General features: G+C 46.1%; 19 protein-coding genes. 15 read left to right on the forward strand and 4 right to left on the reverse strand.

The window, feature by feature from the left end; all coding sequences use genetic code 11:
* Nucleotides 1–5: 5 nt before the first annotated feature.
* The 4 genes from RYZ26_RS14465 to RYZ26_RS14480 are packed head-to-tail and all read right to left on the reverse strand — an operon-like array spanning nucleotide 6 to nucleotide 3,907.
* Entirely contained in the window at nucleotides 6–692 is a 687-nt protein-coding gene (locus RYZ26_RS14465; protein ID WP_317683941.1) for an acylneuraminate cytidylyltransferase family protein, read from the reverse strand.
* 12 nt (nucleotides 693–704) lie between these two features.
* On the reverse strand, nucleotides 705–1,850 hold the full coding sequence (locus RYZ26_RS14470) for an aminotransferase class I/II-fold pyridoxal phosphate-dependent enzyme (protein WP_317683942.1): 1,146 nt from the start codon (nucleotides 1,848–1,850) through the stop codon (nucleotides 705–707).
* Nucleotides 1,851–1,854: 4 nt separating this feature from the next.
* Entirely contained in the window at nucleotides 1,855–2,838 is a 984-nt protein-coding gene (locus tag RYZ26_RS14475) for an SDR family NAD(P)-dependent oxidoreductase (protein ID WP_317683943.1), read from the reverse strand.
* Nucleotide 2,839: 1 nt separating this feature from the next.
* The gene (locus tag RYZ26_RS14480; protein WP_317683944.1) at nucleotides 2,840–3,907 is read right to left on the reverse strand and encodes a nucleotidyltransferase family protein; all 1,068 of its coding nucleotides are present in this window, start codon (nucleotides 3,905–3,907) and stop codon (nucleotides 2,840–2,842) included.
* Nucleotides 3,908–4,331: 424 nt separating this feature from the next.
* On the opposite strand from RYZ26_RS14480, the gene RYZ26_RS14485 reads away from it, so the two are divergent.
* From RYZ26_RS14485 to asnB, 15 genes are all read left to right on the forward strand, one after another.
* Nucleotides 4,332–5,324 carry a phosphoglycerate dehydrogenase gene (locus tag RYZ26_RS14485; RefSeq protein WP_317683945.1) on the forward strand — a complete coding sequence of 331 codons (993 nt, stop codon included), beginning with the start codon at nucleotides 4,332–4,334 and terminating at the stop codon, nucleotides 5,322–5,324.
* A 10-nt stretch (nucleotides 5,325–5,334) separates the two neighbouring features.
* Nucleotides 5,335–6,237, forward strand: coding sequence for an NAD-dependent epimerase/dehydratase family protein (locus tag RYZ26_RS14490; protein WP_317683946.1), 903 nt, complete (start codon nucleotides 5,335–5,337; stop codon nucleotides 6,235–6,237).
* Between the two features lie 11 nt (nucleotides 6,238–6,248).
* Entirely contained in the window at nucleotides 6,249–7,112 is an 864-nt protein-coding gene (locus RYZ26_RS14495; protein ID WP_317683947.1) for an FkbM family methyltransferase, read from the forward strand.
* 294 nt (nucleotides 7,113–7,406) lie between these two features.
* Nucleotides 7,407–8,141 (forward strand): acylneuraminate cytidylyltransferase family protein, encoded by a 735-nt coding sequence (locus RYZ26_RS14500; RefSeq protein WP_317683948.1) that lies wholly within the window; start codon nucleotides 7,407–7,409, stop codon nucleotides 8,139–8,141.
* 75 nt (nucleotides 8,142–8,216) lie between these two features.
* Complete coding sequence (locus RYZ26_RS14505; protein WP_317683949.1) at nucleotides 8,217–9,302, forward strand: pyridoxal phosphate-dependent aminotransferase; 1,086 nt, start codon at nucleotides 8,217–8,219, stop codon at nucleotides 9,300–9,302.
* 192 nt (nucleotides 9,303–9,494) lie between these two features.
* Entirely contained in the window at nucleotides 9,495–10,904 is a 1,410-nt protein-coding gene (locus RYZ26_RS14510) for a B12-binding domain-containing radical SAM protein (protein WP_411576874.1), read from the forward strand.
* 8 nt (nucleotides 10,905–10,912) lie between these two features.
* Complete coding sequence (locus RYZ26_RS14515; RefSeq protein WP_317683950.1) at nucleotides 10,913–12,058, forward strand: radical SAM/SPASM domain-containing protein; 1,146 nt, start codon at nucleotides 10,913–10,915, stop codon at nucleotides 12,056–12,058.
* A 4-nt stretch (nucleotides 12,059–12,062) separates the two neighbouring features.
* On the forward strand, nucleotides 12,063–13,904 hold the full coding sequence (locus RYZ26_RS14520) for a hypothetical protein (RefSeq protein WP_317683951.1): 1,842 nt from the start codon (nucleotides 12,063–12,065) through the stop codon (nucleotides 13,902–13,904).
* The gene (locus RYZ26_RS14525; RefSeq protein ID WP_317683952.1) at nucleotides 13,885–14,817 is read left to right on the forward strand and encodes a glycosyltransferase family 2 protein; all 933 of its coding nucleotides are present in this window, start codon (nucleotides 13,885–13,887) and stop codon (nucleotides 14,815–14,817) included. The genes RYZ26_RS14520 and RYZ26_RS14525 overlap by 20 nt, the downstream gene beginning before the upstream one ends.
* A 78-nt stretch (nucleotides 14,818–14,895) precedes the next feature.
* A complete protein-coding gene (locus RYZ26_RS14530; protein WP_317683953.1) occupies nucleotides 14,896–15,681 on the forward strand; it encodes a glucose-1-phosphate cytidylyltransferase in 786 nt (261 codons plus the stop codon).
* Between the two features lie 8 nt (nucleotides 15,682–15,689).
* Nucleotides 15,690–16,751 (forward strand): CDP-glucose 4,6-dehydratase, encoded by a 1,062-nt coding sequence (gene rfbG, locus RYZ26_RS14535; protein WP_317683954.1) that lies wholly within the window; start codon nucleotides 15,690–15,692, stop codon nucleotides 16,749–16,751.
* The gene (locus RYZ26_RS14540; protein WP_317683955.1) at nucleotides 16,748–17,176 is read left to right on the forward strand and encodes a dTDP-4-dehydrorhamnose 3,5-epimerase family protein; all 429 of its coding nucleotides are present in this window, start codon (nucleotides 16,748–16,750) and stop codon (nucleotides 17,174–17,176) included. Before rfbG ends, RYZ26_RS14540 begins: the two co-directional genes overlap by 4 nt.
* 6 nt (nucleotides 17,177–17,182) lie before the next feature.
* Nucleotides 17,183–18,115, forward strand: coding sequence for an NAD-dependent epimerase/dehydratase family protein (locus tag RYZ26_RS14545; protein ID WP_317683956.1), 933 nt, complete (start codon nucleotides 17,183–17,185; stop codon nucleotides 18,113–18,115).
* The gene (locus tag RYZ26_RS14550; protein WP_317683957.1) at nucleotides 18,108–18,992 is read left to right on the forward strand and encodes an NAD-dependent epimerase/dehydratase family protein; all 885 of its coding nucleotides are present in this window, start codon (nucleotides 18,108–18,110) and stop codon (nucleotides 18,990–18,992) included. Before RYZ26_RS14545 ends, RYZ26_RS14550 begins: the two co-directional genes overlap by 8 nt.
* Complete coding sequence (gene asnB, locus RYZ26_RS14555) at nucleotides 18,993–20,921, forward strand: asparagine synthase (glutamine-hydrolyzing) (protein ID WP_317683958.1); 1,929 nt, start codon at nucleotides 18,993–18,995, stop codon at nucleotides 20,919–20,921.

A 20,921-nucleotide genomic window follows, 5' to 3' on the forward strand; every position in this document is an offset into this window, starting at 1 on the left:
ACTGTTTAAACACACTCGTTAAATAAATGAGAGTGCAGAAATGCTTGGGCAATTTGAAAATCACTTTCTGTATCAATATCAATGGAACGCGCAAACGGGATTTCATAAGCCGCGGTTTGACCTTCTGACCAGAAAGCCTGATGTTTTTTAAACCAAGCCACATCTGCAACATAAACGGCCCCATTGGGACGCAGCAAGGGTTTGTCGTCAGCCAGTCCTATTTTTTGTAAATACCCATCGGGGTTTTGACTAAACAGCCAGCTGGCAGGGAAACCAAGGGCGGTGACGCTTTCACATAAAGGGGCGGCTTTTTCAACGCACATAGTGACGCAGTTATCAATATCTTGTGCATTTCTAAGCGGTGAGGTGGGTTGCAGCAGAACCAAATAGCCTGTTTCAATATTGAGTTCTTCTAGCGCATGGAGTACGGCATCTGCGGAACTTGCATCATCTGATGCCAACGCGTCCGGTCGGCGAAAAGGAACTTCGCCGCCTGCTTTGCGAAAGGTATCCATAATATCTTGATCATCTGACGATAAAATCACCCGATCAATGGTTTTTGCGTTTTGGGCTGCCTGTAAGGTCCAGACAATTAACGGTTTATCGCCAAATTGTTTGATGTTCTTACCAGGGAGCCTCTTTGATCCGCCGCGTGCAAGAACGATGGCTATGACGGGCTTGTTATCAATCAAAACTAATCTTCTTTACTGGTTTGTAATATCAAGGAAAGACGCAATGACATGGTCTTGTTCGTCACGGGTTAACTGCGTTGAACAGGGTAATGTCAAAATGCGTGGCCAAATATTATCCGTTATATCCATGCTGGATTTAAAGCAATTTTGATAGGGCTTTTGTAAATGCATCGGTTTCCAAAAAGGGCGCGCGGCAATATCGCGGGTGCGCATGGCGGTGATATAATTTGTTACTGGTTTTAAGGGGGGGGATAATAATAGACCGCTAAACCAACAAGCGCTTTGCGCCCAGTCAGGGGCGGGAAAACTGTCAACACCTTCAATCCCTGATAAGGCATCATTATAGCGTCGTGCGATGTCTTTTTTGGCTTGAACGAAAATATCCAATTGCTCCATCTGCGCACAGCCCACGGCAGCTTGCAAATTGGTCATGCGATAATTAAAGCCAACCATATCGTGATCATAGGCATCACTGACGCGTGCAGTTGTGGTGATATGCTTCACTTTCTTTAAGGTTTTAGGGTCGCGTGCAATCACAGCCCCCCCACCGCCAGCGGTCACTGTCTTGTTGCCATTGAAAGACATAACTGCTGCATCTGCGCCGTGATCTGCTAGTTGGCGATTTTTATAGCGGGATCCAAAAGCTGCCGCCGCATCTGCAAGAACACTCAGGCCATACTTATGGGCGATTTCTGATATATGATCCATATCCGCAGGCATGCCTAACGTATAGACAGCAACAATCGCGCTAACACGTTTGTTGCTTTCGCGATGAAAAAGCTGACCATCGCGTTTGAACGTGTCACGTGCCAGCATGTTTTCTAGTATGTTTGGATTAAGTGTCCAGCTGTCTGCATCAATGTCAATCAACCAAGGTTCTGCCCCGCAATGGCTAACAGCATTTGCGCTGGCAATGAACGTATAAGACGGCACGATGACCAGATCGCTAGGCTGCACACCAAGAGCCAAGAGCGCAACATGCAAGCCATCTGTACCTGATGAAGTGACGACCGAAGCGTCTGCACCGGTTGCGGTGGCGACCATATCTTCAAGTTGATCTACAAAAGGACCAACAGAAGAGACGAAATTCATTTCAATACATTGATTGAGGTATTTTGCCTCATTTCCAGACATATTGGGGATGGCGAGTGGTATCATGTTTTTAAACAGTATATTGACCAACTTTGAATTTATCGATGTTGTCTTTCACCCATTCGATGGTCAGGCCGAGGCCTTGATCCAACGATGTTGCGGGTTGCCAGTTCATCAATTCTAGCGCCTTGCTGTTGTCAGAACAGAGTCTTTCAACTTCGCTGGCTTTGGGGCGCAGGCGTTCTTCGTCGCACAGAATTTCTACATCTCGTCCAATCAATTTGATGATTTTCTGTGCCAGATCACCAATGGAAATTTCTTTGCCTACACCCAAGTTAATGGTCTCCCCGATGACATTGTCACATTCTGCCATTCGGATGAAGCCATCGGCTGTATCATGAACAAAGGTTAGATCACGGGTTGGAGCAAGGCTGCCTAAGTGAATTTGATCTTTCACAAGCGCCTGGGAAATAACGGTCGGGATGATCGCGCGGGCGGATTGGCGTGGTCCATAGGTGTTAAACGGTCGGATCGTTGAGACCGGAAGTTCAAAAGAACGATAAAAAGATTCTGCCATCATATCTGCCCCAATCTTGGAAGCGGAATATGGGGATTGTCCGACAAGGGGGTGTTCTTCTGTAATGGGAACGAATTGGGCTGAGCCATAGACCTCGCTTGTCGATGTATGGATCACGCGTGAGACATTAAAATCACGGGCCAACTGTAAAACGTTTAAAGTCCCTTGCACGTTTGTTTGAACGTAAGACTGGGGCGAGCTATAGGAATAAGGAATGGCAATCAAGGCCCCCAGATGGAAAATAACATCGGCACCCTTAACCGCCTTAACCATGCTGTCACGATCCAAGAGGTCGCCTAAGGTGACATCGATTTGATCCAGGTAGGGCGAATGGTCCAGCCAATCGTTTGATCCCGCACTATTGTAAAGGACCAAAGCGCGCACATTTGCTCCGCGTTGAATCAATCTTTCACATAAATGGCTGCCAATAAAACCGCCGCCGCCTGTTACCAAAACTGTCTTATTTGACCAATCCATTTTACTTTCCTAGTTTATTTTTTACGTCTTCTTCAGCAGCTTCAAAATCTTGTGGCCGCCCGATGTCTTTCCAGTATTCATACAAGGGAAAGCAAACGACATTTTTATTGTTTTTGATTAATTCGTCCATCAAGGTCGGCATGTCGAAATATTGACCTTGGGGAATAAAATCAAAAGCTTCGGGTGTTAAAATATAAATGCCTGCATTTACCATCCAACGGTTGATCGGTTTTTCATGCACCCCTTTGACGAACACGCCATCGGTTTCCATGACCCCAAAGGGGACGGTGTATTCATATGGGCGTACCGCGACTGTCATTACCGCATTATTATCATTGTGGAACTTGCCGAACATGCGGAAATTCAATTCAGTAATGATATCCCCATTCATGACTAGAACCGGTTGTTTAGGTTTTTCGATCATGGACAAGGCGCCCGCAGTTCCCAGCGGGTTGTCTTCACGTACATAATCAATTTCCAACCCAAAATCCTGACCATCACCAAAGTGATTGACGATTTGGTCATGGCGGTAGTGGGTGGTCACGCTGACGCGCCCAATTCCATTTTCACGCAATTGGCCGATGATGCGTTCCATAATCGGTTTGCCGCCAATTTCTAACATGGGTTTGGGCGTTTCTTTGGTCATGGGCATCAGGCGTTTGCCGAAGCCACCCGCCATTAAAACGGCCGCAAGGCTGTTTTCATTTTCTAATACCAAATCATCTAGCAAAACCAAATCAACAATTCTATTATTTGCATCTACAAGGGGAATTTGGTGCAAGCGATGTTCTGTCATTAACGATAAAATCGTCGCATCATCTGTGCCAACGGGTGCAGAGATCGGCTGTTTTGGTGTTAATTCATCTTTGCTTTGAAGGATGGTGCCTGCGCTTATGGTCATGTCAATGCTTTGCATGAGGGCGCGGCGCACATCTCCATCGGTGACGGTGCCAGTTATATGGTAGTCTTTATCGATAACGATGACGATGCCGACAGCATTTTCATTCAGTAATTCGATTACTTTTGACAATGGGGTATCGGCAGAAATTAGTATCTTATCAAGGTTCATTCGTTTTCTTTAAGGTCTGAAGCTTTAGAGAAATACGCCGGGTGCAGTCGTCACGAAGCAGGGTGAATCGGGGTCTGAATTAAGGGGCCAAACCATTCGCTTATTTGATCCCATCATAGTTATCTTTTCCAAAGGCGTTTAATGTGATTGGCAATTGTAATTGTATCTAACGATATCGCAAAAAAATTACAAGCCTATTCCGCATAATTGGCTGCATTTTTATTGTGTTTTTGTGGGTGTTTTTGGCAATGTTTGCCGGGGTTTTTGTGGCTTGTCGGGTTTTTAAAATTTGAAACTAAAGTAAAATGAAGGTTTACTTGGACCGGGATTATTGAGATATGGTACTTCTTCCCTTCCCATCTTAATTGTCAGAACGTTAGATATAGATACGATGACGAAAAAATCATGGATAAAATGAGTTAACATGAAAGCTGTGATAACGACGGTTCCATTTGGGGCTATAGACGAGACACCTTTAGTATTGATGAAAGAAGCGGGTCTGGACTATGAGATCAATCCTTTGGGGCGAAAATTAAAACCCGAAGAAGTCGCCGGGGTCATTGGGTCGGCTGATATTGTGATTGCCGGGACCGAACGAATTGATAAAGCGGTTATGGATCAATGTCCAAACCTAAAGGCCATTTGCCGTGTCGGCATTGGCTTAGATAGCGTGGATTTGGTGGCGGCAAAAGAAAAAGAGATTTTGGTTTCATATACCCCTGATGCGCCATCACCTGCTGTGGCCGAATTGACCATAGGTTTGATGTTGGATGTTTTGCGCGGTGTTTCCAAAGCAGACCGCGATATTCGACAAGAAAATTGGCATCGTTTGGCCGGGCGTCGGTTGTCTGATTGTAAAGTCGGTATTTTAGGGTGTGGCCGCATTGGCGCGCGCGTGATCAAGCATCTTGCGATGGGGTTCCCCGGGGTGGATATCTGGGCAAATGATCTGTTGGATAAGCCAGAATTGGATGGTTTTGTCACTTGGGCGGACAAAAAAGATATTTTGCAACAGTGTGATGTCATCAGTTTGCATTTGCCCTTGACGCCGCAAACACAGAATTTGATTTCTGCACAAGAATTGTCTTTATTAAAGTCGGATGCGGTTTTGATTAATACGGCGCGTGGCGGCATGATTAACGAGAAAGCGTTGGCAGACGCGATTAAAAATGGACAATTGCATGGGGCTGCTATAGATGTGTTCGAACAAGAGCCATATTGCGGCGAATTAGCGGCGCTGGATAATCTTGTTTTGACATGCCATCTCGGGTCCATGACAAAAGACTGTCGTGCTCAGATGGAGATTGAGGCAACGGCAGAAGCGGTACGTTTTATGATGAAAGAGCAATTTCTCTCGCCTGTGCCTCAGGCTGAATATGATATGGCAGAATCTTTTGCTGTGAAACGAGGGGAGTGACGAGAGACTAATGAAAATTCTTGTTACAGGTGGGGCTGGTTTTTTGGGCAGCCACGTGGCAGATGCGCTAACGGAAGCAGGCCACGAGGTTTTTGTCTTCGATCTGGTTGAATCGGCTTATTTAAGGCCGGGACAAACGATGATCATCGGTGATGTCACGAATTTCGAGCATGTGTGTGATGCGGTCAAAGGGGTCGATGTGATCTATCATTTGGCGGCGTTAGCAGACATTGATAAAGCCATTGATCGTCCACGCGATACCATGTCTGTCAATTTAATGGGCACGGTCAATATGTTGGAAGCCGCCCGTCTTTGTAATGTTCAGCGGTTTATTTTTTCCAGCTCTATTTATGTTTATTCTGACCAAGGTTCGTTTTATCGGACGTCAAAACAGGCGTGTGAACACCTCATTCAGGACTATCACGACAGATATGGGCTGAATTACTCTATTGTGCGCTATGGCTCTCTTTATGGCCCGCGTGCGGACTCTTCCAATGCTGTCTTTAGAATGCTGAAATCGGCTTTGGAAAAAGGCGTGATCACCTATGGTGGATCTGGTAAAGAAGTGCGCGAATATATTCATATTCGTGACGCAGCGTTGATGAGTGCTGATGTTTTAGATGATCGTTTTGAAAATGCCATCTTGCATTTGACGGGTCGCGAAAGAATGACCACCGGAGAAATGCTGGAGATGATGAAAGAGATCCTCAACAATAAAGTTGATATTCAGCTGAATACACAATCTGTGACCGGGCATTATATTCAAACCCCTTATAACTATACGCCTCGTCTGGGACGCAAAATGACCCGCGAAACTTATATTGATATTGGTCTTGGGTTGCTGGATATGATTCAGTTTTTGGATCAGGATAACCCGGAAACACATCCGCCACACGGTTGCATTGAAGAGTAGATACTAAGATTATGAAACAGTTTATTAAAAAAAATCTTGTCGGTGTGGTGCGTTTTATGATCACAATTTTCGGCGAAGGATGGCGTCGAAAAGTTTCTTTGATCCTGCGTGAGGCTATGTCCAGACATGGGTTTGATGAAGTTATCAAGGTCATTGAAACCAAGCGTGGGAGAGTACGTTTTTATTGTCTGGATAGTCTGCCCTTATGGCGCGCTGAAACGTTGCTGACAAAAGAACCCGAGACCATTGAGTGGATTGACTCAATGGAAGATGGGGATGTTTTGTTTGATATCGGGGCGAATGTCGGGATTTATACAATTTATGCCGGGATCAAGAAATCCGTAAAGGTCAAAGCTTTTGAACCACTGGCAGCAAACTATTTTCTGATCAATCGCAATATTGAGGAAAATAACCTGTTTGAGAACGTACAAGCTTTTTGTTTGGCGCTAAATGACAAGGACATGTTAGGCAGTTTTCATGTTCAAAATACAGGTTTTGGATCGGCTGTATCAAGTTTCGATGTGCCGATTGATCATAACGGGGATCAATTTGAGGCCAAATTTGAACAAGGCATGGTTGGGATGACGCTTGATAATTTCGTTGAGAAATTCGAACCAGACTTCCCAACACATATCAAAATCGACGTTGATGGCATTGAAGACAAGATTATTAAAGGGGCGCTGAAAACATTGTCTGATGCGCGTGTCAAATCAGTTTCAATCGAACTTGATGAAAAACGTCCTGAATATACGAATGCGATTATTACAGATATTGAATCGGTTGGTTTCAGTTTGACAAGCAAACGACATAGTCCCATGTTTGATAAGACACAGTATTCAAATATCTTTAACTATCGTTTTGACCGTGCCGTTTGAAGTAGATTGGGGCCATATAGTCATGGCTTATGAACGATAGAAAAAATTCTATTCTTTCTCTGAATAAGGTGAATTTTGTAAAGTATTAAATTTTCAATGTTTTTCTTACCTGATTGGAAGTGTGCTGCTCATAACTATTATTGATTTAGGTGTTGATAGATATCTGGTCATTATTCTGGTGACGGCAATTTGCATCCCTATTAATTTCGTTGGACCCAGATGGGTTCTCGTTGGATCAAAGAGGACATGATCTGTATGTTATTTTTTATTTTACTAAAACAATTTGGGTGAAACATGATTGTTGCAATTTTAATTGGTCGCGCTGGATCAACTGGTTTTCCTGGAAAAAACCTTTACCCGGTACTTGGCATGCCTTTGGTTGCTTATCCTTTGATTGCTGCCCAGAATGCACCTTCAATTGATCGCATTTATGTTTCAACGGATAGCCAAGGTATTAAAGATGTCGCCGAAGAGTATGGTGCTGAAGTTATTGATCGTCCAGACTATTTGGCGGACAAGGCAGCTTTGGGAGAGGATGCTTATGTGCATGCCTACGAGATCATTAAAAAAGAATGCGAAGAACAGGGCGAGGAGCTCGAACTGCTTGTTCTGTTGATGGCAAATGCGCCTACCATTTCAGTTGCGCAACTGGAAGAAGGTATTCAGGTTTTGCGTGATCAGCCTGAAACGGACAGTGCTGTAAGTGTCAGCTGTTATAATATGTGGAGCCCACTACGTGCGCGTAAAACAGATGAAAGCGGTCATCTGCAGCCATTTGTCCCTTTTGAAACTTTTGGGAATCCCAAGACGTTGAACTGTGATCGGGACAGTCAGGGAGATGTTTTATTTGCTGATATGGGGGTTTCAGTCGTTCGTCCGCAAAATCTCGAGAACATGGAAGACGGTCTTTTGCCGCAGAAATGGATGGGCCGAAATATTTGGCCGATCCGTAATGAAGGCGGTCTTGATGTGGATTACGATTATCAAATGCCGCAAGCTGAATTCTGGATCAAGAAACACCTTTCTTGATTTTGTGTCCGGTCGACTGTCGGACAAACAACAAGATATGTACAGCAAAACAAATTTGGGATTAAAAGTGTTGCAGTGATTTTGCCAAACGAACATTTGATTGAGATTTCACGTGATAGTGACATTATTTCTGGTCGTGAAGGCATGGTCTGCCTAGATCGAAATGAACGGGTCAGTGAATTCCCATCTGACGTTTTTCAAGAGATGTTGCAACGGCAATCTTCGAGTCTGTTTAGTATTTATCCCGACTTAGGGCCATTGTATAAACGACTTTCCTGTCAGGAAGATTTGCCGCTGGAGCGACTTTCAGTTGGTGCCGGATCAGATGGTCTTATTCGCCGTGTATTTCAGGCTTTTTTGAGCCCTGGCGACCTTGTTTTAACACCGGACCCCACATATGGGATGTATGCTGTCTGGTCACGGATCTTTCAGGCAAATTATCTCGGTGTTCCTTATGGTGAGGGGCCGGATTTCAAGTTCAATCTTGATGATTTGCTTAATGGTATTCGAAAGGGAGCGCGATTGTGCTGTATTGCTAACCCCGATCAACCAACTGGCACAATTCTATCGCTTGAGGATTTGAGAAAAATAGCTGACGTTGCCCGGGATGCCGGAGCGCTTTTGTTGATAGATGAAGCCTATTATCCTTTTCACCCTGTCTCAGCACGCCCCCTGATAGACGAATATGATAATGTTGTTGTCTTGCGGACTTTTTCGAAAGTGGGTGGGCTTGCGGGCTTGCGGATAGGGTTTGCAATGGGGGACCGTTCTACTATGGCGGTGATTCAGAAGGTCAGAAGCCCAGGGGAGGTCAATTCAGTTGGCGCGGCGATGGCATGTTATCTGCTGGAAAACCCACATGTGATCGAGACATTTAAAAACGAAATCGAACGAAGCCGGGAACTGTTAATAAAAGCCATAGAAAAATTAGGTTTTGAAATTCCTGTCTGTGCTGCTAATTTCCAGCTTATGAAGACCCCCGGTGATATAAATCCTGCTCGGTTACTTGATGAGTTGGCGAACCGTGGCTATTTAATTAAAGGTGGCTTTGGACATAGTACCCTGAAAGAATATGTTCGTGTCAGTCTGGACGTTCCTTCAATTATAGAACCTTTCATAAAAGTTATGGAAGACGCTGTTGTTGAATTAAGACGTTCATAAAATTTATTGAAGTAGGAGATTAAAGTGGGAATTAATGTGTTGTTCGTTTATCCGAATACGTTTGGGATGAACATGCTCCCCCCCGCTATCGCACTTTTTTCATCTTTGTTGAAAAGAGAAGGTCACAATATCGAAGTCTTTGATGCGACCTATTATCAGACCGACTACGGGATTGATAGTGACGGTACCAAGATGGACTTTTTGAATGTTGTGCCTTACGACATGGACGGGCGTGGTATTAATCTTCGTACGACCGATTGGCGTCAGGACTTGGCAGAACAGGTCAAAAGATTTCAGCCAAACCTGATTGCAATATCTTCAACGGAAGATATGTGGGAATTGGGCATGCATATTCTGGAAGAAGTAAAGGAATATAAGCTCAAAAATCAAACCCCCGTAATTGCAGGAGGAGTGTTTCCTACTTTTGCACCAGATATTGCGATTAGCTGGCCGCTTGTGGATATGGTGTGTGTGGGCGAAGGCGAACATGCCTTGATCGACCTTTGTGAAAAACTTGAAAAAGGTCATAATTATAACGACGTAACAAATTTATGGGTCAAACAACCAAGTGGTTCCATTAAGAAAAATTCGGTAACAAAAGCTGTTGATATCAACGAGCTTCCGATGATTGATGTGGGAACTTTTGAGGATGCGCGCCTCTATCGGCCAATGTCTGGTCGTGTTTATCGCATGTTGCCGATCGAAACCATTCGTGGCTGTCCTTATAAATGCAGTTTCTGTAATTCACCGTCCCAGATGTCTTTCTATAAGGAAGAAACAAACTCTCGATTCTTGCGTAAAAAGAAGATGGACCTTGTTTATAAGGAACTTCGATATTTCAAGGACGAATTGAATCTTGAATATGCATATTTCTGGGCGGATACATTCTTGGCTATGAATTCACGTGAATTGGATGAATTCTGTGAAATGTATTCAGATATCAAGTTGCCCTTTTGGATGCAAACCCGACCGGAAACAATTAACCATGATAATATCCGCAAATTAAGTGAAGTCGGTTTGCATCGTATTTCTTTTGGGCTGGAACACGGGAATGAGAAATTCCGCTCTGAAATGTTAGATCGCCAATGGAAGAATGAAGATATTATCAAGGCGTTGCGTATTCCTCACCAATATGGGGTGCAATTCTCGGTGAACAATATTACAGGCTTCCCGAAGGAAACACGTGAGATCGCAATGGATACTGTCGAATTGAATCGTGAAATCATGGCGGATAATGCGAATATTTATTCGTTTGTGCCGTTTCATGGAACGCCTCTTCGCAAAATCTGTGAAGATTTGGGTCTTATCAAGCATGAAACCATTACAAAATGTCTGACAGATGCACCTGTCTTTGAAATGGAACAATATTCTATTGATGAGATTATGGGGCTGCGTAAGTGTTTTATTCTGTACACGACTTTCCCGAAAAGCCGATGGAAGGACATTGAGCGCGCTGAACCGGATACGCCTGAAGGGAACCGCATTTTTGCGGAGTTAAAAGAAGAGTATATGGACAGATATTTCAAGGCGCCGACTGATAATCCGAATGCTGAAATTGCACAGGTCGCGGACCTGGAATACGGCGTGCAGCAAAGCGGCTGACAACAAAAATGGAACAAAAAACCTATAAAAAAGACAACAGCTTTGTCGGTTTGTCGGGTATTGATACTGAAACGTCAGATATTTTAAAGCGTATTCAGACGATGGCGGATCGTTTGGACAGCTATAATTGGGAAGATGGACAGCAAGAGCTGATAATGCGTGCTGTATCAAGTCTGTCAGCTGGTAAGGGAAATAGTGAAGATAACTTTTGGCTTAGACCTCATATTGTTGAAGAGATCAATCGTCTGAGTGATGAGGAACTGCCACGTTATCTTTATTACAGATTTCGTTATGATGTTTTTCCCAGCACGCATGAACTAGACGCTTTTCCGCCCTGCGTGCAAATCGAGCCGACTTCGGTATGTAATTATCGTTGTGTGTTTTGTTATCAGACAGACAAGAAACTGACAGATAGTAAAGCCGGGCATAAAGGGCGTATGGACCTTGATCTGTTCAAGAAAATTGTAGATCAGATTCATGGACGTGTGGAGGCTGTTACGTTAGCATCACGCGGTGAACCCTTGTTGGCCAAGGACATCGTGAAGATGCTGGAATATGCTTCAGGAAAATTTTTAGGTCTGAAAGTGAATACCAATGCGTGGTATCTGACAGAAGAGAAGATACATGCATTACTGTCGGCAGAGCCCAACACAGTCGTGTTTTCAGCGGATGCGGCAGATGACGAACTTTATGCCAAGTTACGTGTGAATGGCCGTTTGGATAAAGTGCTTAAGAATGTTCAGATGTTTAGCGATATCAAGGCAAAACACTATTCTCAATCACGAACGATTACACGTGTTTCTGGCGTTAAATTTTCTGATCAGCAAGACTTTGATAAAATTGAAAGTTTTTGGAAAGACTATGTCGATCAGGTCGCGTTTGTGGATTACAACCCCTGGGAAAGCGTTTATGATGCGGAGGCTACAAATGTTTCACAACCTTGTTCGGACTTGTGGCGTCGTCTATTTGTCTGGTGGGATGGTCGTATAAACCCTTGTGATGTTGATTATTTGTCTTCCTTGGCCGTCGGGAATGTAAAGGACAAGGATATCAGCGAGCTTTGGACAGGGGAAGGCTACGATATGTTGCGTCAGCAACATCTTGCAGGAAATCGTGATAAGCTTATGCCATGTGTAAATTGTTCGCTGGTATAGATTTATGGCGGCCAATGTTGGGTATATTGACGTACTAACGTCTGATTTTGTGGCATCTCTTTCAAATCGTGTGACAGATGAACCAACGGATCTCTGGGTTTTTGGAGGGGCTGTTGCGGACTACAATATGTTAAAAAGTCAGGAAACTGACTTGATAAACATATGTATTCCGGGAGATTTGCTGAATAAATATTCAGATAAGATTGAAGATAATTTGCTGAATCTCGATGCCCAGCTGGGTTTGAATGATCAGGAATTTGATATCTGGCAAGCCAGTTTGAGTGCTGAGCGTAGTCCACTGGTTGGTAACTTACAGCTTAATGTGGCACGTTTTCTGGTGCTTCAAAAAGTTATTGATCCTGCACGCCGGCAAGTCTTCTTATTTGAAAATAAGGAAGTCGCGCAGGATTTCTATCTGGTTTGTCGAGCAAATAAAATCGCGATCAATTGTCGTTTTCAGATGAGTTCGACCCCACCTTCACCTCGCTTTACGAAAATGTTGCGTGCGCGTGTCTCAGCGTTAAAGCAAGTTCTGCAACAGAAATACCTTTCTTATCGTGTCAGAAAGCAACGCCCGCGTGCTGTGTGGCGTGATTTGAAAGAATGTGATGTTTTGCTTGTGGATTGGGTTGGTGAAAATAGTTTCAGTTTGGATCGACCAACAGAACGTTGTGGAAACTTGGAACGTATGGTGAGCTTATTGACTCAACGCGGTCTGAAAGTTGGTTTCCTTGCGCAGCCGTTGTGCTGGACACAAGATATTGGGAAAATTACAGAGAATCTGGTTCATGCGTTTGAGCCTGTTGTTTCTATTAATGAATGTCGATCTCTATTGTCGATTGTACACGCCTGTTTCTCCTCCTGGCGCATGAAGAAACTGTTGGGGCGGAAAATTAATATTCTTGGTTTTGATGTTTCGCGGTTCTTACATAATGAATTATGCAGGGACCTGGAAAAACCGCAGACCAGCATAGCCGCTTCTTATAAAGCCGTTGCACAGAACCTCGCTGCAAAAAATATCAATCCAAAAGCTATCATATACACATTTGAAAATCAGGGGTGGGAACGTGCGTTGGTGAGCGGGATACACAAATCCCTTCCGTCCACGAAGGCAATCGCATATCAGCATGCTCCTTTTGCCAGGCGCTATATTGGTTTTTTCTCTTCCCAAAAAGCTTTGAATGGTGGCAGTTTTCCAGATCAAATTTTGTTAATGGGTGAGATCTACAAGCAGTGGTTTTTAGAAAAAAGAGTACCTGATGGCAAACTGAACGTGGTTGGAAGTTTGCGATTTGAATCTTTATTAAATCAGGCATCGCTTGAAAGAGATGCTGGAAAGAATGTGATTTTATGTTGCGCACCAATTGATGTTGAAGAATCGTTATCTTTAGTGACAAAGGTGGCCAATGCTGTAAAAAGTATTGAAGGGATAAAATTAATTGTAAACCATCACCCTGTAGTCGGGCAGCATTACATTGATAACTTATCAGAGGCGTTGGCAGGTATTTTTGGCCGCCAATCTGATATGATTGAATTAAGTTCTGATAAGGCAGTTTCGCTTTTTCAGCGAGCAGACTTGATGGTCTATAGTACGACGGGTGTTGCAATTGAAGCTGTTATCAAGGGGATGCCTTGTGTTTGTGTTGAATCGGGTATGCATATTTCATTTGACAAGTTGCCAGATCAAATTCGCCATTCAGTATTGGAAAGTGAAGAACTTGTTACCTTCATTCAGGAGCATATGGCACAATCATCCCAAAATTTTGTAGTAGATAAAACAGTTGGTGGTTTGCTCGCACCTGTGTTGGAAGATGGGATAATTGAAAGTGTTGAAGCAAGACGATAAATACTCTCTTTCTGTTATTATGACGGTCTACAACGGAGAAGAATTTCTCAGCGAAACATTGGATGCGATCTTTGCCCAGACCTATAAGGATTTCGAACTTGTAGTTTGTAATAATGGGTCCACGGACAGCACGCAGGCGATCCTGGACAGTTATGATGATGCACGCCTGAAAGTAATTCATCAAACCCTTGAAAAACCAACCTTTGGGGATGGTATTCGTCTGGCTTATGCCAATGCATCTGGTGAATTTATTGCGGTGAATGATGGGGATGACGTCCCGACACCGGACCGTTTGGAAAAGCAGGTGGCCGCGCTTCGGGCCGATGAAAATCTGGCACTCGTCAGTGGATGGTTTGAAGAAATTGATGAAAATGGCAAGTTGGTGCAGACCTGTGAATTGCCGAAAAGTTTTGAGGGGCTGTTAGAGGCCTATCAGGGGAGCAATCCGCTGGCGCATTCCACATACATGTATCGCAAGTCCATTTCCGATAAAGTTGGCGGGTATGAGCCCAAATACCATTACGGGTCGGATTTTGCGCTGGCGCTGGAAATGATCAAGGCAGGTTATAAGATCAAGGTCTTGCCCAAGGTTGTTTTGAAACTGCGTGTTCATAGCGGTCAGGCATCAAACGCACCGGAACTGGGGTTGATGCGGGCCTATGAAGCGCGCGAATTGTTTCGCGAAGCTGCAAACCTACCGGGTCTTTCCGGCGCCGCAAAAGCGATGGGTCGCAAGAATGTAGCCAAGCGCACCGTGCAATATGCGTTTGCCCTGCTTCATGAGAAAAAATGGGGCAAAGGGCTGGGGCAGGTTTTTTCTGCTATTACCTATAGTCCGATCTATGGCACCATCTATTTTGGCTTTCGTCTGGCCTGTGCGTTAAGAATTGTGAAACATCCGGTATATTCCTAGTTTCTGAGGCTCAAACCCTTGACCCAAATGGCTGAAACCCTCATAAAGCTTCAAAGCTTTATTGTGTAGGAGCAGTTGATGAAAGTTGTCATTCTTTGTGGGGGTCAGGGGACCCGAATTCGCGGTGTTGATGACAGTTTACCCAAACCCATGATCCCGGTTGGGAATTATCCCATCGTGTGGCACATCATGCGCACCTACGCGCATTTTGGACATAAGGATTTCACCTTGTGTCTGGGATATAAAGGCGATGCGATCAAGAATTTCTTCCTGAACTACCGCGCTATGGTGTCCGATTTCACCATTGATTTCTCTCAAGGGCGCGAACTCAGCTTTGATAACGCGCAGGAACCTATCGACTGGAAAGTCACTTGTGCAGAAACAGGCCCGGATACACTGACCGGATCACGTATCAAGAAGATTGAACGCTATATCGGCGATGATGATATGTTCATGCTGACCTATGGCGATGGTGTGTGCGACATTGATATCAACGAATTGGTTGAATTCCATAAATCCCACGGCAAAATCCTGACGGTTTCTGGTGTGCGTCCCCCGGGCCGCTTTGGCGAACTGGAACATAACGGTGAAGGCCAGATCACAGAATTTAATGAAAAACCAAATGCATCCGGTGGCCGTATCTCCGGTGGTTATTTCGTTTGTAACCGCGAGATTTTCAAATATCTTGATGCATCGCGCGATGATGAAACGTTTGAAACCGACCCGATGCGCAACCTTGCGCGTGACGGCGAAATGATGATGTATAGCCATGACGGTTTCTGGCAGTGCATGGACACATACCGTGACTATGCGTTACTGAACAAGCTGTTGGAAAAAGGCGAAGCGCCCTGGATTAAGTGGTAAGGCGACCCATGGACTTTTCGATTTTTAAAGGCAAACGCGTTCTTGTCACAGGTTCGACCGGATTTAAAGGCAGCTGGTTGTGCACATGGTTGAACCAGCTGGGCGCTGATGTGGCGGGCTTTGCACTGCCGCCCAAAGATGATGCGCCGCTGTTTGATCAGCTGAAATTGCGTGAACGTATTGACCAGCATGACGGTGATATCCGTGATCTGGCAACTGTAAAGGCTGTGTTCGATAAGGTTCAGCCTGAAATCGTGATCCATCTTGCCGCACAAGCCCTGGTGCGTGACAGCTATGATGACCCGAAAACCACCTTTGATACCAACGTGGGTGGGGCGACGAACCTTTTGGAAGCCGTGAACGCTTGTGAAACCATTAAGGCACTGGTCTTTATCACGTCGGATAAATGTTACCGCAATAAAGAATGGATCTGGGGCTATCGGGAAAATGACGAACTGGGCGGTCATGACCCCTATTCAGGGTCCAAAGCAGCCGCTGAACTGGTTTTTGCCTCTTATCAAGATTCGTTTTTTGCCCATCGTGAAGGCTTTGCTGCTGCGACAACACGCGCAGGTAATGTCATTGGTGGCGGCGATTTCAGCGCCAACCGCATTGTGCCGGATTGCATCCGGTCCTTGCAGGCAGGTGAAGAGATTGTTCTGCGCAGCCCGAATGCGACCCGTCCGTGGCAGCATGTTCTGGAACCGCTATCCGGTTATCTGGTGATCGCGCGGGAACTGCTGTTGAATGCCGAAGCAACGCGCGGGGCCTGGAACTTCGGGCCGGAACCTGAAAATGTCCGTACCGTGGAAGAATTGACCCAGAAAGCCATTGATGTCTGGGGGGCAGGTGCTTTGCGTGTGGAAGCAGCGGACGCCAAATTCCACGAAGCCAACCTGTTGATGTTGAACATCGATAAAGCCAAGACCAAGGTTAACTGGCATCCGCAGTGGGATTTTGAAGAAGCGGTAGAAAAAACTGTTTCTTGGTACAAGCGCGTGGATGAAGGTGAAGACCCAATTGCGGTCACCGAAGAACAGCTGGCGACTTATCTGGATGGTGCCAAGTGATTGACGGTGTCGTCATAACGCCCTTAAAGCAAATCCATGATGAGCGCGGCGCAGTCTTTCACATGTTGCGCAAAGACGCCGATCATTTTGCCGATTTTGGCGAGGTTTATTTCTCTATCACCAATCCCGGTGTGATCAAGGGCTGGAAGAAACATACCGAAATGGTCAGTTCTCTCGCCTGTGTTCAGGGCCGTATGAAGCTTGTCTTGATGGATGAGGTATCAGGGCAGATTGATGAGATCATTCTGGGGGCAGAAGCAGCGGATTATAAGCTGGTGACCATTCCCCCCGGTGTCTGGACCGCCTTTACCTGCATCAGTGATGAGCCTGCCATGCTGGCAAATTGTGCCTCTATCCTGCATCGTGCGGACGAAGCAGAAGGCCGGGGGCTGGATAACCCGCCACTGGCTTATGAGTGGGGCTGATCGGTCATGAGAAAAGTTATTATCTCCGGCGTTTCAAGCTTTGTTGGTATGCATCTCGCCAAAGCTTTTGTGGAAGCAGGTTGGGGTGTCACTGCGCTGACCACCAAACGGGTCAATCAATATGACGGCATCCGTGCAGAACGTCTGAATGTGTTAAAGCCGCTGGTGACCTTTGAAGTCTGTGATGTGACGGATGCACAGGCGGTCGCCACATTGGTGGAAGAAGTTAAGCCGCAACTGTGGATTCAGCATGCGGGCTATGCCACCAATTATGCCTCGGCTGACTATGATCTGGCGCAATCTTTTGCCGTCAATGTTACACCGCTCAAGGCAATTTACGAAGCGCTGAACAAGGTTGGTGCCTGCATGATCCTGACGGGATCCAGCATGGAATATGGCTCCAGTAACGAAGCCAATAAAGAGGATGACCCCTGCTGGCCGGAAACACCTTATGGAGTTTCCAAGCTCGCGGAAACGGTGGAAGCCAAGCGTCTGGCTGCGCTTTATCGGGTGCGCACACGGGTGGCACGCCTTTATATCCCGGTGGGGACAATGGATGCGCCAGGCAAGTTGATGGATCATGTCATCACACAGCTAAAAGCTAGGGAAACTGTTGATTTATCGCCTTGTTCTCAAAAGCGTGACTTCTTAAGTGTTGAAGATATTAGTTCTGCTTATTTAGGACTGGCGGAAGATATGGCCCGTTGTGAGTTTGATATCTTTAATATCTGTTCAGGTCAGGCGACTTTGTTAAAGCATCTTTTGACCAGTCTTTGTCTTTATGCCGACCAGCCAGAAGAGCTGTTGAATTTTGGTGCCTTCCCCATGCGCGCGGGCGAGCCGATGATTTCTTATGGTGATAATGAGAAGGCAAAATCCTTGCTGAATTGGAAGCCGGGCAATCTCAACAAAGTGCTGTTGGAATTGCTTGATGACTGACCAGCCTGCCACAATCAATACCCTTGTAACCGGCGCCAGCGGCTTTATTGGGCGCGCGGTAACCAGACAGCTTGCGCCGGGAAGTTACATTGCGCTGGATCGTCATAACGTGGCTGAAAACGGTATCAATGCGGATTTAAGCCAGCCTGATTTACAGGTCGATCTGCCAGACACTATTAAAACCATCTATCATTTTGCCGGACAAATCTGGGGTGATGTGGCAACAGAATTGACCATGCTGGATAACGTGCTCGCTATGGCGAAGGCTTGCGGAGCTAAAAAGATCATCTATGCCTCTACCAGTGCGGTTTATGGGCAGGAAGTGATGGATCGCCCGGTGGAAGAAACTGCGCCTGTTGCCCCCATGTCCCCTTACGCGGAAGGCAAACTGCAGTGTGAGGCCAAACTGGCGGAAATTTCCAAGGGCTTGGGGATGGATGTGGCTGTGATGCGTTATTTCAACCCTTATGGTCTTGGACAGTTTGAAAAAATGGCCGTGCCTAATATGATGTCCAAAGCGCGTGCCGGGGAGAAGCTGGAAATTTTTGGCGATGGGGAACAGGTGCGTGATTTTATCTTCATCGACGATTTGGCCGCTGTGACCCTTAAGGTTGCTGAAACCATCCAGGGGTTTGAGATTTATAACGTGGGATCGGGCGAGGCTGCGAGCATCAATCAGCTGGCACAAGAGATTGTGGCTGCCACGAAATCGACCTCTCAGATCAATCACAGTGCCATCCCGGATGAGCGAAAAAATCTGGAAGTACATTATCGGGTTGCAAATATCGATAAAATTTCGTCACATACAGGCTGGACGCCGCAAACCTCTTTAAAAGAAGGAATTCGGCAAATCGTTGCAGCAAATGAGGCGGAATAAATGGGTGGTCTTGTTGCCCTGATCAATGCCAAAGGCGAGATTAACGCACAAACTCTCGTCGATATGACCCAGACCATCGCGCACCGCGGGCCCGATGGGGAAGGGTTTGCGCAACTGAGCCCCCAACGCGCCGGTCCGTTTGATCGCGAAGAAATCTCTGAAGACAGTGACTATTGTGTGGGTCTTGGTCATCGCCGTTTATCTGTCATTGATGTTTCAGACGGTGGCCATCAGCCCATGTGTGACCCCAATGGTCGCTACTGGATCACCTACAACGGCGAGATTTATAACTTTCTGGAATTGCGAAGTGAATTAATCGAACTGGGCCATCGCTTTAAAACCCACAGCGATACGGAAGTCCTGCTGACCGCCTGGACAGAATGGGGCAAAAACTGTCTTGATCGTCTAAATGGCATGTTCGCCTTTGTGATCTATGATCGCAAAACCAATGTGGTCACGGCTGTTCGGGATCGTTTTGGGGTGAAACCGCTTTACATGTGGCCCGGACCCAAGGGAATGTTGGCCTTTGCCTCTGAGATCAAGGCCTTTACGGTGCTGGACGGTTGGGGCCCTTATGTGGATGGGCAGGCCGCGTACGACTTTTTGGTCTGGGGGCTGAATGATCACAGCCGACGCACGATGTTTGCCAAGGTCGAACAGATTGCACCGGGCACACTGGCCGAGATCAAGATGGGTAAGCCACCACATCTGCAGAAATGGTATCAGGTTAAACCCAGTCGATTTACCCCCAAAGATTTCACTTTGGCGTGTGAACAGTTTCAGGACCTGTTTTTGAAATCCGTGCGTCTGCATCTGCGTGCTGATGTTCCCGTCGGTACGTCCCTGTCTGGCGGGTTGGATTCTTCGGCGATTACTTGTGCTACCCATGCCTTGCGCGAAGAAGGGGGTGCGGTATCGCGCCATGTGTTTTCAGCGCGTTCCAACCTCAACGCCTCGGATGATGGAGACTTGATAAAGGCGGTGGTTGCCAAAACAGATAGTGAGTCACATGAAATTCTGGCCGATGCGGACGGGTTTTTGTCCAATCTGGATAAAATGATCTGGCATTATGATGAACCATTCGGTTCTGCACAGGTTTTTGCGCAATGGAAAGCTTATGAAGCCGCAGGCAAAAGTGATGTGAAAGTTATGCTGGACGGCTATGGTGCGGATGAAACACTGCTGGGCAATAGCGCCATTTTGGGGCCGCATCTGGCAGGATTTATCAAACGGGGCCGCATAGAAGATTTTAAAAAAGAATGGGCCGTGCAGAAATCCATGTCGGGTCAGTCCAGTGAGGGATTGCGTGCCATGACCATGGACAATGTTTTGCCGGATTGGGCAGGTGGTGCCTTGCGCGGCCTGACCGGACGATCGCAAGCCACGCCCAACTGGGTGAATATCAAACAGCTGGATGTCAAACCCGGCGATCCCTTTGCCGCCCTTGGCGGGCGGGGCAAGGGGGTGATCATGACCTCCATCGCGCACTTATGTGCCTTAAGTCTGCCCATGCAGCTGAAATGGGCGGACCGTGCGGCCATGGCCCATGGTGTTGAAAATCGCGCACCGTTTTTGGATGCGGAACTGGTGGAATTTATCCTGGGCGCACCGATCAGCCACAAACTGCATCGCGGTGTCAGTAAACGTCTGCTACGCGACGGATTGTCTGATCTCTTGCCTGAAACAATCGTCAATCAGCGTGATAAAAAAGGGTTTGGGGCGGCAGAAGCATTTTGGGCAACCAAAGAAAAGCCCAATGATTTTTATAAATTTGTTGAAAAATCCGTGGGTGTTTCAAACGGTCTGTTAAAACCACAGGCCTTGAAAGTTGCACGTAATATCGCCAGTGGGTCTGATCCGTTTCACAACCGATTCATTCGGATGATGACGTTTGGTCTCTGGATGGAACGCTTTGGGGTAAAAGGATAA

The organism is Terasakiella sediminum (assembly GCF_033100395.1).
In the GTDB taxonomy this organism is placed as follows: domain Bacteria; phylum Pseudomonadota; class Alphaproteobacteria; order Rhodospirillales; family Terasakiellaceae; genus Terasakiella.